The organism is Naumannella huperziae, from assembly GCF_054073625.1.
Genome location: NZ_JBSXPH010000001.1, coordinates 183,603 through 197,754 on the forward strand (window position 1 = coordinate 183,603; position 14,152 = coordinate 197,754).

The window sequence follows — 14,152 nt, forward strand, 5'->3', positions numbered from 1 at the left end:
CCCGGCCAACCTAGCGACAGCCGCAACCGGCCAGCGCGGCGGACATCTTCTCCAGCCAGGTCCGGTTGGCGTAGTCGTTCTGCACGGCGTCGTTGTTGACCATGAACGCGAAGACCAGCAGGGTCCCGTCGCGGGCCACCACATAGCCGGCCAGCGTGTGCACCTGACGCAGCGTGCCGGTCTTGGCACGCACCTCGCCCCGTCCGGCGCTCGTGCCGTCCTCGACGAAACGCTGGCGCAGCGTGCCCTCGGCGCCGGCCACGCTCATCCCGGTCAGCAGGCTGCGGAACTTCGGGTCGCCGGAGACGCCCAGCCCGAGCGCGCGGGTGAGCACCTCGGTCGGCAGCCGGTTCTCCCGCGACAGCCCGGATCCGTCGCGCATCCGCACGGCATCGGACCAGGCGCCGAGCGGGCGCAGCACCCGGGCCGCCGCGGCCTCCCCGTCGGCGAACGAGCCGTCTCCCCCGCCCGCGACGGAGACCTGGCGGAGCAGGATCTCCGCGGCATTGTTGTCGGAGGTGCTGATCACCCGTTCGACGATCAGCGCCAGCGGCATCGACTCGACCCGGGCGATCGCCTCGGCCCCATCGGGGGCGGCGCCGGCGGCGACCTTGCCCACCTCGATCCCGCTGCCGCGCAGGGCCTTCGCGAACGCGTCGGCGGCCTCCTTCGCGGGATCGCCGGGCCGCGTACCGTCCGACCGCACACCGCCGTCCAGCCACAGCGCGCTGATCGGAGTGACCTGGTCGCGATAGCCGTCCGGCCAGGTCTCGTTCCACGCCGGCCCCGCGAACAGCGACGTGTCGAAGTCCAGGTCGACCTTCGTCGCCCCCGCCGCCTTGAGCGCCTCGGCGGTCTCACCGGCGAGCTCGCCGATGCTGCCGCGGTCGGTGCGCGGGTCGCCGCCGGCGAGATAGGGGTCTCCCCCGCCGACCAGCACGATCCGGCGCGGCGGTGCGGGCGTTGCGCCGGGAGTGGCATCGGCGGCCGGCTCGGCGCCGTCGCCCAGCACCACCGACGTGGCGAACCGGTGCTCGGGCCCGAGCGCGCCGAGCACGGCCGCGGTGGTCAGCAACTTCAGGGTGGACGCCGGGATCATCGGCCGGTCGCCGTCGGCGGCATACACCTGCTCGCCCGAGCCGGCATCGATCACCACCGCGCCGGTCTGGCCTCCGGTACGCCCGGCGGCCGCCAGCCGCTCGCGTACCCGATCGGCGTCGGGCGGCCCCGCGGGGGTGACGGCCGGCAGCACCGGATCCGGGGTGGCCGCCGCGGACGGGCCGGGCGCCGCCTCGTCGAAGAGCGTCGGCGCCACGGTCGGCGCACCCCGCGGGGCGACCAGGCCGGCGGCGCGCGCTGCGCCCTGGATGCCGGCCGGCAGCGCACCGGTCGCGAAACCGACCAGCAGCGCGATCGCGAGCACCGAGGCGGCGGCGAGCGACGCGGCGCGCAGGGCCCAGCGCCCGGCGGATCGGGTGGCGGGATCGGGCACGGCGGTCCTCTCGGGTGCGGCGCGACGGGCGGGCGCGGGACTGATCACCGCGGCCGCCATTCTGCGATAGCACAGTCGGCCCGCTACTCTCGAGCCGGAGACCAGAATGGTAGAGAAAGGTTACGGGTGACCGAAGAATACGAGTCCAGCGAGTCCGACGAGCAGCAGGCTCCGCCGACGGCGATGACCTTCGATGTGACCATCGAGATTCCCAAGGGCACCAAGAACAAGTACGAGCTGGATCACCAGACCGGCCGGATCCGGCTCGACCGGACGCTGTTCACCTCGACCCAGTACCCCTCGGACTACGGATTCATCGAAGGGACCCTCGGCGAGGACGGCGACCCGCTCGACGCGCTGGTGCTGGTGCCCGAGCCGACCTTCCCCGGCTGCCTGATCGAGTGCCGCGCCATCGGCATGTTCCGGATGAAGGACGAGGCGGGCGGCGACGACAAGGTGCTGTGCGTGCCGACCGCCGACATCCGCCGCAACCACCTGCGCGATCTCGACGACATCCCGGAGCTGGCCCGGCTGGAGATCGAGCACTTCTTCACGGTCTACAAGGACCTCGAGCCCGGCAAGTCGGTCGAGGGCGCGCACTGGGAGAACCGCGAGTCCGCCGAGGGTGAGATCCGCAACAGCGTCGAGCGGGCCAAGGGCACGTCCTTCGAGCACAAGCACGTCAACCACTACTGAGCGGCGCTGCGGTGGACGGCTCCGGCTCGGCCGGGTCCGGTGACCGGCCGGGCCTGCCCGTCCGGACGCTGGCCCTCGTCGGGATCGGCGGCGCCGCGGGCGTGGTCGCCCGGCAGGCACTGAGCACGCTCGGCGACCCGACCCTGGTGGTCGCCGCGATCAATGTGGTCGGCGCCTTCGGGCTCGGTCTGCTGGTCGGCGCGCTGCGTGATCACCGGGCTGCGGCGTGGGCGCTGCCGCTCGCCGGCACCGGCTTCCTCGGCGCCTTCACCACCCTCTCGGGCATGACCGGCCTGTTCGCGGCCCGCCCCGACCCCTGGTTGCTGCTGTTGATCATCGGCCAGGTGGTTCTCGGTGTGATCGCGGCCTGGGGCGGGCTGGAGGCCGGGTTGCGACTGCGCGGTCGGGGGCGTTGATGGCGTTCTGGATCCTGCTGGCCGTGTGCGGCGCATTCGGCGCGATCTGCCGGGCGATGCTGGACGCGCGCTTCGCGAGCGATGATCCCGGCGTACTCCCCCGCGGAATCCTGATCGCCAACCTGCTGGGGAGTCTGATCTTCGGCGCAGCGGCCGGGATCTCGGACCTGAACGGCTACTACCTGCTGACCAGCGGTTTCTGCGCGGCGCTGACCACGTGGTCGACGTTCTCGCTGGACAGCGCGCGGTTGCTGCGCAGCGGGCGCCACCGACTCGCGTTGATCAACATCGCGCTGAACCTGGTCGGCGGCTGGCTGGCGGCGCTGGTCGGCATGGGGCTGGCGGTGATCATCTTCTGATGCGGTACGCGATGCTGCTCTCCCCCTCGGCGAACCGGGCCTACGGCGAATCCGTCGCCGAGCTGGCCGCGGCCGAGCTGGAGATCTGCCGGCCCGAGGCACGCGAGGTGCACACCCGGGCGATCGGCGGGGTGGACTATCTGATCTTCGATCTGGAGGACGTGCCGACCCGGCTGTCGGGGACCTTCGCCATGTTCGCCCTGCTGCCGGACGATCTGTTGCGCCCGGTGACGCTGGAGCGAGACGGCGTACTCGACGAGGACCTGGTGACGATCCCGAAGTACCAGGGCAAGACCAACGAGCAGTTCACCCGGCTGCTGCTCGACGTCACCCTGGCCGCCGTCGACCGACCGCCCGGCCCGCGCAGCGTGCTGGACCCCATGTGCGGGCGCGGCACCACGCTGACGACGGCCTGGCGGGCCGGTCACGATGCGGCCGGGGTGGAGGCGGACCCGAAGTCCGTGGAGCAGTTCTCGGCCTTCCTGCGTACCTGGCTGCGGCGCAAGCGGCTCAAGCACCGGGTCGAGCAGGTTCCGGTACGCCGGGAAGGCCGGTCGCTGGGCAAGAAGCTGGAGGCGACGGTGCGGCCCGAGGGCACGCGGGAGCTGTCGCTGACGGTGTTCACCGGTGACACCCGCGACTCGGCGGCGCTGTTCGGCAAGCGGCGGTTCGACGCGGTGGTGGTGGATGCTCCCTACGGCGTCGTGCACGGGTCGAGCACGGGCCGCGACCGGGAACGCTCGCCGGCCACCCTGCTGGGCGAGGCCGTCGGGGTCTGGGCGGGACAGTTGCGGGCCGGCGGCGCGCTGGGCATCTCGTGGAACACCCACGGGTTGCGGCGCGAGGACCTGGCCGGCCTGGTCGCCGCCGCCGGTCTCGAACCGCAGGACCACGGCCCCTGGCGGCGCCTCGCCCATCGGGTGGACGCCTCGATCCGGCGCGACGTGCTGGTGGCGCGCAAGGCCTGACCCGCCCGTCGCACGCGCCCGATCGGGCCCACATAGGCTCGGGCCATGGCACGACTGCACCTGCTCCGCCATGCCAAGGCCGCGGAGTTCTCGCCGGGCCGCACCGACCATCAGCGGCCGCTGACCGAGCGCGGCCACGCGCAGGCCGCGGCGCTCGGCGAGTACCTGCGCGACTCTGGGATCCGGATCGATCAGGTGCTCTGCTCGACCGCCACGCGCACCCGCGAGACGCTGGCCGGACTGGGTCTCGGCGCGCCGGTCGAGTTCAGCGACGCCGTCTACCAGGCCTCACCCGACGAGCTGCTGGCCGAGATCGCCGCCATGCCGCCGGGCTCGCTGCTCGTCATCGGGCACGCGCCGGGCATCCCCGGACTGGCCCACCAGTTGGCCGGCCCCGGCTCGGACCCGACCGCCCTCGGGGCGATCGACAGCCGCTACCCGACGGCGACGCTGGCCACCCTCGACACCGACGCCGATTGGGCCGGGCTCGACTCCGCCCGGCTGACCGGTGTCCGGATCGGCTGATCACGCGCCGGCCAGCAGCTCCAGGGTCCGCTCGCGATCGGGCACCCGATCGGCGGGCGCTTCCGCGCTCGCCCCGGCAATCGGGTTGATCATCACCTCGTCCACCCCGTAGCGCTCGGCGAGGTCGGCGATCCGGGCCCGGACCTGCTCCGGCGTACCGATCAGCCACGACTGCGCCATCGACTCCGCGAGCGGCGTGTGCGCCGACGGGATCGCCGTCAGCAGCGCCTCCTCCACGCTCAGTTGCGCGCGCAGCGGCTGATTGGTCCGCAGGGCGATCATCGACAGCAACTGCGGCCGAGCCAGGCGTACCGCCTCCTCCTCGGTCTCCGCGACGACCGCATTCACCGTCAGGAACGTCTGCGGCTCCGCCACCTCGCCCGGGGTGAACAGCGAGCGGTAGAGATCGAGCGCCTCCCCGGTGCCGCGGCCCGCGAAGTGGTGGGCGAACACATAGGGCAGGCCGAGCTTGGCGGCCAGCCGCGCGGAGTAGTCCGACGACCCGAGCAGCCAGACCGGCGGGGCGGTGCTGGCGCTGGGCGTGGCGCTCAGGTGGTACGCCCGCCCGGCGAGGTCCAGGCTCACCCCGCCCGGCTGCAGCCAGGCGATGACGTCGTTGACATAGGAGTCGAACTCGGCGACGGCCTCGTCACTGCGCCCCTGCCGCAGCGCGTAGCTGGTCACCGGGTCGCTGCCCGGCGCCCGCCCGATGCCGAGGTCGATCCGCCCGGGGTAGGCGGCCTCCAGCAGCGCGAACTGCTCGGCGACGACGAGGGGCGTGTGGTTGGGCAGCATCACGCCGCCCGACCCGACGCGGATCCGTTCGGTACGCGCGGCGATCAGCGAGATCAGCACGGGCGGGTTGGTGGCGGCGACCGCCGGCATGTTGTGGTGCTCGGCCACCCAGTAGCGCCGGTAGCCGAGCCGGTCGGCGACGCGCGCCAGCTCGGTGCTGGCAGCGACCGCCTGGCCGCTGCTCTGGCCCTGCCGGACCGGGACCAGGTCGAGAACGGACAGTGCCGGAGAAAGTTCGCCCATGTCGGGAACAACCATCCTCCCCGTTCGTTATTCCAAGCAAGGAATCCCCTCCGTCGGAGTCCCCCACTCCGACACCCCTTGCGGGGCCCGCCCGAAGGATCGGGACGTCACTCGGGCGGGCCCCACCCCTTTCCTTCCTTCCCCCTCCTTCCCGCCCCCTTCTTTCCCGCCGGATGCACCGTTGCGCGGCCCGGGTGCGCGCAGGCATTACGGTTGGCGAAGCACTCGGACCGGTACGCACGGAAGCGGGAGGCCCAACCAGATGACCCAGCCGAATCAGCCGAACTCGCCCTGGCCCCAGACGCCCTGGGGCGATGACGGACCGGCGGCTGGTCGGCGCGCCCTCCAGGACCCGGCACAGCCGCCGCGCCCCGACGACCAGCCGCGTTCGCAGGACACGCCGTCGCGGGCGCCGGAGGATCGCTCGCCCCGCTCGCACGCCTGGCCGCCCGGCCCGCAACAACAGCCCCAGCAGCCGGCGCCGCCCCGCCAGGGTGCGTCGTGGCAACCGGGGCCCCAGCAACCCCGGCACGTCGCGCCGGGCCCGGTCCCGCACCGGCAGCCCTCGCCGCCGGACCCGTCGCCGACCCCGTCGCCGCGGCACGGCTTCGACCAGGCGCCCACCACGCCGGTCGGTGAGCCCGATCCGCCGCCGCCCTCGCCGTTCGGCCCGCCCTCCCGCCAGCCGCAACGACCGACCGCCGAGCCGGCCGCGCGCCGCGGATTGTTCGACCGGATCGCCGATGCCTTCGGCGGGGGGCGTCGCCGGCGCGAGGAGGAAGAGGCCCAGGCCCGCGCCCTCGCCGACCAGCGCGCCGCCGAGCAGCGCCGGCGCGAGGCCGAGGCCGCGGCCGCCCGGGAGGAGCGTCGGCGGGTGATCGACACCCCGGTCGATCATCACCTGATCACCGTGTCGTCGCTCAAGGGTGGCATCACCAAGACCACCATCGTGCTCGCCATCGGCACCGCGCTGGCCCTGCACCGGCGCGATCTGGTGCTGGCGATCGACGGCAATGCCCATCGCGGTACGCTCGCCCGCCGGCTCGGCGAGGAAACCGGACTGACCGTTCGTGATCTTGTCGCCGACGCCGAGGATGTGCGTACCGCCAAGGACTTCCGGCGGTTCACCTCCCAGGCCGCGAGCCGCTTCGAGGTGCTGGCGTCCGAGCCCAACCCGGCCGAGGCGCAGGGCTTCTCCGCCGAGGAGTACGCCACCGTCCTGGACATCGCCAAGACCTTCCGCAGCGTGATCATGACCGATACCGGCACCGACCTGACCCTGCCGCTGATGTCGGAGGTCTACGGCAATACCGACACCCTGGTGGTACCGGCGACGACGGCCCATGACGGCGCCGACCTGGCCTGGGAAACCCTGGACTGGTGGGAGGAGCACGCCGATCCGGCCCTGGTCCGGAATGCGATCGTGGCGATCACCCAGATCGAGCCGTTCTCGCTGCCGCCCGCCGAGCAGATGCCCGCCGAGCGGATCGCCGAGCTGCGCGCCGCGTTCATCCGCCGACAGCGTCAGCGCGAGGCCGAGCTGACCGAGCGATTCGCCGGCCGGGTCGGTGAGGTGATCTTCGTCCCCTACGACCCGTCGCTGCACGTCGGCGGCCTGTTCGCCTGGGATCGACTCTCCCCGGAGACGGCCGCCGCCTACGAGGACCTGGCCTACGCCGTCGCCCGCCGGTTCGCCGCCCGCGACTGACGGCATACCGCACACGATCGAGGGGGACCCGATGACCGAGACATCCGGTACGCGGGGCCTGTCGCACCGGCTGGTACCGATGCGCGGGCGCGATCCCGAGGAGCCGCATCGCGCCGCGACCCCGTTGGAGCTGCTCTTCGACCTCGTCTTCGTGGTCGCGGTGGGGATCGCGTCGTCGACATTCGCGCACTCGCTCGGCGAGGCACACTGGGCCTCGGCGATCCTCGCCTTCGCGTTCGTGATGTACGCGATCGTCTGGGCGTGGTTCGGCTGGACGACATTCGCGTCGGCCTTCGACACCGACGACTGGCTGTACCGGTTGTTGACCATGCTGCAGATGTGCGGCGTGGTGGTGCTGGCGCTCGGCGTACCGCCCGTGTTCAGCTCCCTCGACGCCGGCCAGGTCGTCGACAACCGGGTCCTGGTGCTCGGCTACGTGATCATGCGCATCGCGATGGCGCTGCAATGGCTGCGGGTCAGCCGCGGGCCCTACCGGCGGGTCGCGCACACCCACATCGCGACCATCGTGATCGCGCAGGCCGGCTGGATCCTGACCGCGATCCTGCCGCTTCCGCTGCCGGCGCTCCTTGCGCTGATCGCGGTCCTGTACGCCGTCGAGCTGGGCGGCCCGGCGCTCGCCGAGCGGCGCCAGGCCACCCCGTGGCACGCCCATCACCTGGCGGAACGCTTCGGGCTGCTGACGATCATCATGCTCGGCGAGTGCGTCGTCGGCACGATCGCCGCGGTGAGCGCGGCGGTCGGCGAGCAGGGCTGGACGCTCGATGCCGCGCTGGTCACCTTCGCCGGGGTCGGTCTGACGTTCGGCATGTGGTGGATCTACTTCATCGTGCCGCACGCCGAGACCCTGGAGCGGCGGCGCGGCGCGGCGATCCGGTGGGCGTACGGCCATTTTGCGATCTTCGCCCCGATCGCCGCGGTCGGCGCCGGGCTGGACGTCGGCGCGTACGAGATCGAGGGCAAGAACGTGATCGGACCGATCGAGTCGATCCTCACCGTCGCGGTGCCGCTGGGGATCTATCTGATCGTGCTGTTCTGGTTCTACCGGATGCTTTCGGGGTCCTCGGGCCCCTACGCCTGGATGCTGGTCGGCGCGCTCGTGGTGATCGCGGCGGCGGTGGCGATCGTCGCTGCGGGCGTACCGTTCACCGTCGGGCTGGCCATCCTGACGCTCGCGCCGGTCGTGGTGATCGTCGGCGACGAGGTGATCGGGCACCGCCACCGCGAGGCCCACGTGGCCCGGCTGGAGTCCTGAGCCGGTCGATTCGGCCCACTCGCCGGCACCGTTCACTACCGTGGTCACATGGACCTGCCCGTGATGCCGCCGGTGAAGCCGATGCTGGCCAAGCCGCAGAAGACGATCCCGGCCGGCATGGCCTACGAGCCGAAGTGGGACGGCTTCCGGTCGATCATCTTCCGCGACGGCGACGAGGTGGAGATCGGCTCGCGCAACGAGCGGCCGATGACCCGCTACTTTCCCGAGGTCGTCGAAGCGGTACGCCGCAACTTTCCCGAGCGCGCGGTGATCGACGGCGAGATCGTGATCATCGACCCCGACCGCGACGGCCTGGACTTCGAGGCGTTGCAGCAGCGGATCCACCCGGCCGAGTCCCGGGTGCGGCTGCTGGCCGAGCGCACGCCGGCCGGCTTCGTTGCCTTCGACCTGTTGGCGCTGGGCGATCGCGACCTGATGGGCGAGCCGTTCAGCACCCGTCGGGACCTGTTGGAGCAGTGTCTCGCCGACGCCCGGCCGCCGATCTGGGTGACCCCGGCGACCGATGATGTCGAACGGGCCCGGGACTGGTTCGACCGCTTCGAGGGCGCCGGCCTGGACGGCCTGATCGCCAAGTCGCCGGGCAGGGCGTACCAACCCGACAAGCGCGTGATGACCAAGATCAAACACGAGCGCACGGCCGACTGCGTGGTCGCCGGATATCGCACCCACAAGAGCGATCCGGAGGCGATCGGCTCGCTGCTGCTCGGCCTCTACGACGACACCGGGAGCCTGTCCAGCGTCGGCGTGATCGGCGCGTTCCCGATGGCCCGGCGGCGCGAGCTGTACGCCGAGCTGCAGCCGCTGGTGACCAAGATCGAGGATCATCCCTGGAACTGGGCCGCCGAACTGATGACGACCGATTCCGGCGCCCGCTCGCCGCGCAAGTCCGAGGGCAGCCGGTGGAATGCCGGCAAGGATCTGAGCTTCACGCCCCTGTCGCCGGATCTGGTGGTCGAGGCGCGCTATGACTACATGGAGGGCACGCGTTTTCGGCACACCGCGCAGTTCGTCCGCTGGCGGCCCGACCGCGACCCCGCGTCCTGCACCTTCGACCAGCTCGAGCGCCCGCTGCGCTTCGAGCTCGGCGACATCCTGCCGCCGGGATGATCCGGGCGTACCGGCGTACCGGCCGAAGGCGTAGCCTCAGGCCTGCGACCGCGCCGGACCTGACCCAGCCGGACCCGACCTAGGAGAGATGGAATCGTGAAACTGGCCAACCTCGGCGGACGCGCCGCGCTGATCACCGGCGCCGGCCGAGCCCTGGACGTGCACGCGGCGAGCGACGGGCGGTTCGGTCCCGAGCCGGCCGGCATCTACGACGCGTGGCCGGAATTCGTCGACTGGACGCGCGAGATCGGCGCCGGCCGCGATGACCAGGCCGTGGAGTTCGATCCGGCCGAGCTGGGCCCGCCGTCGCCGCAGCCGCGGCAGATCCTCGCCATCGGGCTGAACTACGCCGAGCATGCCACCGAATCCGGCTTCGACTCCCCCACCGGCCTGCCGCCGGTCTTCCCGAAGTTCCTCAGCGCGCTGTCGGGTCCGGTCACCGAGGTGGCGCTGCCGGAGGGCGGCAATACCGATTGGGAGGTCGAGCTGGTGGCGATCATCGGGACCGAGGCCTCGGCGGTGTCCGAGGAACAGGCGTGGGACCATGTCGCCGGCCTGACCGTCGGCCAGGACCTGTCGGAGCGGGTGATCCAGCTCGCCGGTCCCGCGCCGCAGTTCGGCCTCGGCAAGTCCTATCCCGGCTTCGCCCCGACCGGGCCGTGGCTGGTCACCCCCGACGAGCTGCCCGACCGCGATGATCTTGCCCTGCGGGCCGAGCTGGACGAGGAGGTGGTCCAGGACGCGCGTACCCGCGAGTTGATCGTCTCGGTGCCCGGGTTGATCGCCGGGCTGTCGAAGATCATCACCCTCTACCCGGGCGATCTGATCTTCACCGGTACGCCGTCCGGGGTCGGCCTCGGCCGCGATCCGCGGCGCTGGATCCAGCCCGGCCAGACCCTGGTCAGCACCATCGAGGGCATCGGCGAGCTTCGGCAGCGCTTCACCTGAGCATGTCGTGGCCGTACTGATCGACCGGCCGATCTGGCCCGCGCACGGGACGCTGTTCTCCCACCTCGTCTCCGACGCCTCGCTGGCGGAGTTGCACCGCTTCGCCCACCATGCCCGGGTGCCGGCCCGGGCGTTCGACCGCGACCACTACGACGTTGCCGAGCATCGTCATGCCGAGCTGGTCGCGGCGGGGGCGGTGCCCGTCGCGGGCGGTGAGCTGGCGGCCCGGCTGCGGGCGTCGGGGTTGCGGGTGACGAAGCGGCGGCATCGGGCGCAGGCGCAGCAGCGGCGTACCCGGTTGTCCGAGCAGTGGCGGCGGCTGCTGCCGGACCGGGCCGCGCTGGGCGGCGAGCTGATCGACCGGTGGGCCGAGCCGCGGCGGCGCTATCACGACCAGCAACACCTGGCCGAGTGCCTGGCCGCGGTCGATGAGCTGTGGCCGGGGCATCCGCGGACGCTCGGGCTGGCGGTGTGGTTCCACGATGCCGTCTATCTCGGCATTCCCGGTTCGGACGAGGAGGCCTCCGCGCTGCTCGCCGAGCGGCGGCTGGCGGGTGTGGTGGGCGAGGACGAGGTGGCCGAGGTGGCGCGGCTGGTCCGGTTGACGGCGGGCCACGACCCGGAGCCGGGCGACCGGGCCGGGGTGACGCTGAACGATGCCGACCTGAGCATCCTCGCCGCGCCGGCGGATCGCTATGCGGGCTATCTGGCCGGCGTCCGCGCCGAGTATCACCAGCTCACCCCGGAGGTGTTCGCCGAGGGGAGGCGGGCCGTGGTCGCGGGCCTGTTGGAGCGGCCGGTGTTGTTCGGTACGCCGGCCGGGCGCGAGCGCTGGGAGGCGGCGGCCCGGGACAATCTCGCCGCCGAGCTGGCCGGAGAATTCTGATCGGGTCGGCGGGGGCAGGTCTGCAAGGATGAGGGCATGGCTGAGCTCAAGGACCGGATCCGCGCCGACCTGACGGCGGCGATGAAGCAGCGCGACAAGCAGATGACGACCGTGCTGCGGTCGGTGCTGACGGCGATCGGCACCGAGGAGGTCTCCGGCGAGGCCGCGCACGAGCTGACCGCCGAGGCCGAGCTGGCGATCGTTAATCGTGAGGTACGCAAGCGCAAGGAGGCGGCGGAGGGATTCGCCTCCGGCGGGCGCGAGGAGCAGGCGGCGGCCGAGCTCGCCGAGGCCGAGCTGCTCTCGGCGTACCTGCCGGCCCCGCTGACCGACGACGAGCTCGCCGCGCTGGTCGAGGCCGAGATCGCCGCGGTCACCGAACAGCTCGGCGAGCGGCCGACCATGAAGCAGATGGGCCAGGTGATCAAGGGCGTGAATGCCAAGGCGCAGGGCCGGGCCGACGGGTCGGCCGTCGCCGCCCGCGTACGCGCCGCGCTCTCTTCCTCCTCCTGACTCGCGATTGTTTCCGTAGTTATGCCCGCTCTGATACGTCCAGAGCGGGCATAACTGCGGAAACAATCGCGGGTTAGGGTCGGTGCATGAGCGAACGGCCCACCCGGATCGGAATCCAGCTACAGCCCCAGCACGCCGACTATCCCCAGATCCGCGATGCCGTGGCGCGGGCCGAGGACGCCGGCGTCGACATCATCTTCACCTGGGACCACTTCTTCCCGCTGACCGGCGACCCGGACGGCAAGCACTTCGAGTGTTGGACGGTGCTCGGGGCGTGGGCCGAGCAGACCTCGCGGGCCGAGATCGCCGCGCTGGTGACCTGCAATTCCTATCGCAATCCCGACCTGCTGGCCGACATGGCCCGCACGGTCGATCACATCAGCGACGGGCGGCTGGTGCTCGGGATCGGGTCGGGCTGGGCCGGGCGCGACTACGAGGAATACGGCTATGAGTTCGGTACGCGCGGCAGCCGCCTCGACGACCTTGCCGAGGCGCTGCCCCGGATCGAGCGGCGATTCGAGGGGTTGAATCCCCGGCCGACCCGGAAGATCCCGATGCTGATCGGTGGCCAGGGCGAGAAGAAGACCCTGCGGCTGGTGGCGAAGCACGCCGACATCTGGCACAGCTTCGCCGATCTTCAGTCGCTGCGGCACAAGCTCGGCGTGCTCGACGAGCACTGCGCGGCGGTCGGCCGCGATCGGTCGGAGATCGAGATCTCGGTCGGCGTGAACGCGCGCGGCCGCGACGGCCAGCCGATCGGCCCACCGGACGAGAAGGCCGATGCGTTGCACGATGCGGGCGCGCGGCTGTTCACGATGGGTGTCGGAGGCCCGGACTACGACCTCGGCGGCCTCGAGCGCTGGATCGCCTGGCGCGATCAGCGCAACGCCTGAGCGGCGTCACCCACCGGCCGGCGCGACCTACCCGACGGCCTGCGCCGCCTTGGCGTCGCGCTCCTTGGCCTGCGCGATCTCCTCGGCGCGGTCCTCGGCGGCCTCCTGGGTCAGCCGGGCGCCTTCCTCGGCGTCGCGGGTCAGGTTCTCACCGGTCTCGGGATCGAACAGGTGCACCCGCCGGGTGTCGACCCAGATCGTGCCGGTCTTCCCACCCTTGAGCCGGCTGTTCGCATCCAGCGACACGACCACCTGTACGTTCAGCTCGTCGGCGTCGAGGTCCTTCGCGAGCTCGTCGAGCACCTTGCGTACCCCCTCCTCGGGCTCGAAGGTCAGGTACCCGTACTGCTCGTTGCCGAGCCATTCGGTGTGCGTCAGCTCCGCGGAGAACTCCGACCCGTGCTGTTTGAGCGCCGCATCGGCGAAGGCGGCATCCTCGAACGCCTCCGGGCGTACCCCCAACATCACGACGCCGCGTCCGCGCCCCTTCTCGGCCTTCTCGGCCGGAATCTCCCAGTCCCCCAAGGGGGTACGCGCGACGGTGCCGTCGATCTCGGCCGGCAGGAAGTTCATCGACGGCGAGCCGATGAAGCCGGCGACGAAGAGATTCACCGGCTGCTCGTACAGCTCGCGCGGCGACGCCACCTGCTGCAACACCCCGCGCTTCAGCACGGCCACCCGGTCACCGAGCGTCATCGCCTCGGTCTGATCATGGGTCACGTAGACGCTGGTGATGCCCAGCCGGCGCTGCATCTGGGCGATCTCGGTACGCATCTGCCCGCGCAGCTTGGCGTCCAGGTTCGACAGCGGCTCGTCGAACAAGAAGGCATCCGCCTGCCGGACGATCGCCCGGCCCATCGCCACCCGCTGCCGCTGGCCGCCGGACAGATTGCCGGGCTTGCGGTCGAGATGCTCGGTCAGCTCCAGCGTCGCCGCCGCGCGGTTGACCCGGTCGCGGATCTCGTCCTCGGACAGCTTGTGCTTGTTCAGTCGCAGCGGGAACGCGATGTTCTCGAAGACCGTCAGGTGCGGGTACAGCGCGTAGTTCTGGAACACCATGGCCAGGTTGCGATCCCGCGGCGCCTTCTCGTTCACCCGCTGGCCGTTGATCATCAGATCGCCGGACGTGATGTCCTCCAGGCCGACGATCATCCGCAACAACGTCGACTTCCCCGAACCGGACGGCCCGACCAGGATGATGAACTCCCCGTCGGGGATGTCGATGCTGACGTCGTTGATCGCGGGAAAGCCGTCCCCGTACTTCTTGACGAGATTGTTCAGCTCGATCGATGACACGATGGCATTCCTT

The 14,152-nt window shown here is 71.5% G+C and carries 15 protein-coding genes; 12 read left to right on the forward strand and 3 right to left on the reverse strand.

Annotated features, from left to right (window positions below):
* Positions 1-10: 10 nt before the first annotated feature.
* On the reverse strand, positions 11-1,492 hold the full coding sequence (gene dacB, locus ACXDC7_RS00880; protein ID WP_459220868.1) for a D-alanyl-D-alanine carboxypeptidase/D-alanyl-D-alanine endopeptidase: 1,482 nt from the start codon (positions 1,490-1,492) through the stop codon (positions 11-13).
* A 183-nt stretch (positions 1,493-1,675) separates the two neighbouring features.
* On the opposite strand from dacB, the gene ACXDC7_RS00885 reads away from it, so the two are divergent.
* Genes ACXDC7_RS00885 through ACXDC7_RS00905 form a run of 5 tightly spaced genes read left to right on the forward strand, consistent with a single transcriptional unit; the run spans position 1,676 to position 4,456 of the window.
* Positions 1,676-2,188 (forward strand): inorganic diphosphatase, encoded by a 513-nt coding sequence (locus tag ACXDC7_RS00885; RefSeq protein WP_179446544.1) that lies wholly within the window; start codon positions 1,676-1,678, stop codon positions 2,186-2,188.
* Positions 2,189-2,199: 11 nt separating this feature from the next.
* Positions 2,200-2,604, forward strand: coding sequence for a fluoride efflux transporter FluC (locus ACXDC7_RS00890; RefSeq protein ID WP_179445246.1), 405 nt, complete (start codon positions 2,200-2,202; stop codon positions 2,602-2,604).
* Positions 2,604-2,963: a fluoride efflux transporter FluC gene (locus ACXDC7_RS00895; protein ID WP_459220869.1), complete on the forward strand. Its 360-nt coding sequence runs from the start codon at positions 2,604-2,606 to the stop codon at positions 2,961-2,963. Before ACXDC7_RS00890 ends, ACXDC7_RS00895 begins: the two co-directional genes overlap by 1 nt.
* Positions 2,963-3,931, forward strand: a complete 969-nt coding sequence (locus ACXDC7_RS00900) for a TRM11 family SAM-dependent methyltransferase (RefSeq protein WP_459220870.1) — start codon at positions 2,963-2,965, stop codon at positions 3,929-3,931. The genes ACXDC7_RS00895 and ACXDC7_RS00900 overlap by 1 nt, the downstream gene beginning before the upstream one ends.
* 45 nt (positions 3,932-3,976) lie before the next feature.
* Positions 3,977-4,456, forward strand: coding sequence for a SixA phosphatase family protein (locus ACXDC7_RS00905; protein WP_459220871.1), 480 nt, complete (start codon positions 3,977-3,979; stop codon positions 4,454-4,456).
* On the opposite strand, the gene ACXDC7_RS00910 is transcribed toward ACXDC7_RS00905, so the two are convergent.
* The gene (locus ACXDC7_RS00910) at positions 4,457-5,509 is read right to left on the reverse strand and encodes an LLM class flavin-dependent oxidoreductase (protein WP_459220872.1); all 1,053 of its coding nucleotides are present in this window, start codon (positions 5,507-5,509) and stop codon (positions 4,457-4,459) included. It lies immediately after the preceding gene.
* Between the two features lie 247 nt (positions 5,510-5,756).
* Here ACXDC7_RS00910 and ACXDC7_RS00915 point away from each other — a divergent pair, with 247 nt between their 5' ends.
* From ACXDC7_RS00915 to ACXDC7_RS00945, 7 genes are all read left to right on the forward strand, one after another.
* Positions 5,757-7,202 carry a MinD/ParA family ATP-binding protein gene (locus ACXDC7_RS00915; protein WP_459220873.1) on the forward strand — a complete coding sequence of 482 codons (1,446 nt, stop codon included), beginning with the start codon at positions 5,757-5,759 and terminating at the stop codon, positions 7,200-7,202.
* Positions 7,203-7,233: 31 nt separating this feature from the next.
* Complete coding sequence (locus tag ACXDC7_RS00920) at positions 7,234-8,475, forward strand: low temperature requirement protein A (protein WP_459220874.1); 1,242 nt, start codon at positions 7,234-7,236, stop codon at positions 8,473-8,475.
* A 48-nt stretch (positions 8,476-8,523) separates the two neighbouring features.
* The gene (locus tag ACXDC7_RS00925; RefSeq protein ID WP_459220875.1) at positions 8,524-9,603 is read left to right on the forward strand and encodes an ATP-dependent DNA ligase; all 1,080 of its coding nucleotides are present in this window, start codon (positions 8,524-8,526) and stop codon (positions 9,601-9,603) included.
* Positions 9,604-9,699: 96 nt separating this feature from the next.
* Positions 9,700-10,551: a fumarylacetoacetate hydrolase family protein gene (locus ACXDC7_RS00930; RefSeq protein WP_459220876.1), complete on the forward strand. Its 852-nt coding sequence runs from the start codon at positions 9,700-9,702 to the stop codon at positions 10,549-10,551.
* 7 nt (positions 10,552-10,558) lie between these two features.
* Entirely contained in the window at positions 10,559-11,437 is an 879-nt protein-coding gene (locus tag ACXDC7_RS00935; protein ID WP_459220877.1) for a DUF4031 domain-containing protein, read from the forward strand.
* Between the two features lie 36 nt (positions 11,438-11,473).
* Positions 11,474-11,950, forward strand: a complete 477-nt coding sequence (locus tag ACXDC7_RS00940; RefSeq protein ID WP_459220878.1) for a GatB/YqeY domain-containing protein — start codon at positions 11,474-11,476, stop codon at positions 11,948-11,950.
* Between the two features lie 86 nt (positions 11,951-12,036).
* On the forward strand, positions 12,037-12,843 hold the full coding sequence (locus ACXDC7_RS00945; RefSeq protein WP_459220879.1) for an LLM class F420-dependent oxidoreductase: 807 nt from the start codon (positions 12,037-12,039) through the stop codon (positions 12,841-12,843).
* A 27-nt stretch (positions 12,844-12,870) separates the two neighbouring features.
* On the opposite strand, the gene ACXDC7_RS00950 is transcribed toward ACXDC7_RS00945, so the two are convergent.
* Positions 12,871-14,139 carry a sn-glycerol-3-phosphate ABC transporter ATP-binding protein UgpC gene (locus ACXDC7_RS00950; RefSeq protein WP_179445236.1) on the reverse strand — a complete coding sequence of 423 codons (1,269 nt, stop codon included), beginning with the start codon at positions 14,137-14,139 and terminating at the stop codon, positions 12,871-12,873.
* Positions 14,140-14,152 lie beyond the last annotated feature (13 nt).

Bases quoted from the DNA above. Each gene is read 5' to 3' on its own strand.
- ACXDC7_RS00905 (WP_459220871.1), top strand. From the start codon at position 3,977: ATGGCACGACTGCACCTGCTCCGCCATGCCAAGGCCGCGGAGTTCTCG.
- ACXDC7_RS00940 (WP_459220878.1), top strand. From the start codon at position 11,474: ATGGCTGAGCTCAAGGACCGGATCCGCGCCGACCTGACGGCGGCGATG.
- ACXDC7_RS00895 (WP_459220869.1), top strand. From the start codon at position 2,604: ATGGCGTTCTGGATCCTGCTGGCCGTGTGCGGCGCATTCGGCGCGATC.
- ACXDC7_RS00915 (WP_459220873.1), top strand. From the start codon at position 5,757: ATGACCCAGCCGAATCAGCCGAACTCGCCCTGGCCCCAGACGCCCTGG.
- ACXDC7_RS00945 (WP_459220879.1), top strand. From the start codon at position 12,037: ATGAGCGAACGGCCCACCCGGATCGGAATCCAGCTACAGCCCCAGCAC.
- ACXDC7_RS00925 (WP_459220875.1), top strand. From the start codon at position 8,524: ATGGACCTGCCCGTGATGCCGCCGGTGAAGCCGATGCTGGCCAAGCCG.
- ACXDC7_RS00920 (WP_459220874.1), top strand. From the start codon at position 7,234: ATGACCGAGACATCCGGTACGCGGGGCCTGTCGCACCGGCTGGTACCG.
- ACXDC7_RS00900 (WP_459220870.1), top strand. From the start codon at position 2,963: ATGCGGTACGCGATGCTGCTCTCCCCCTCGGCGAACCGGGCCTACGGC.
- ACXDC7_RS00910 (WP_459220872.1), bottom strand. From the start codon at position 5,509: ATGGTTGTTCCCGACATGGGCGAACTTTCTCCGGCACTGTCCGTTCTC.
- ACXDC7_RS00885 (WP_179446544.1), top strand. From the start codon at position 1,676: ATGACCTTCGATGTGACCATCGAGATTCCCAAGGGCACCAAGAACAAG.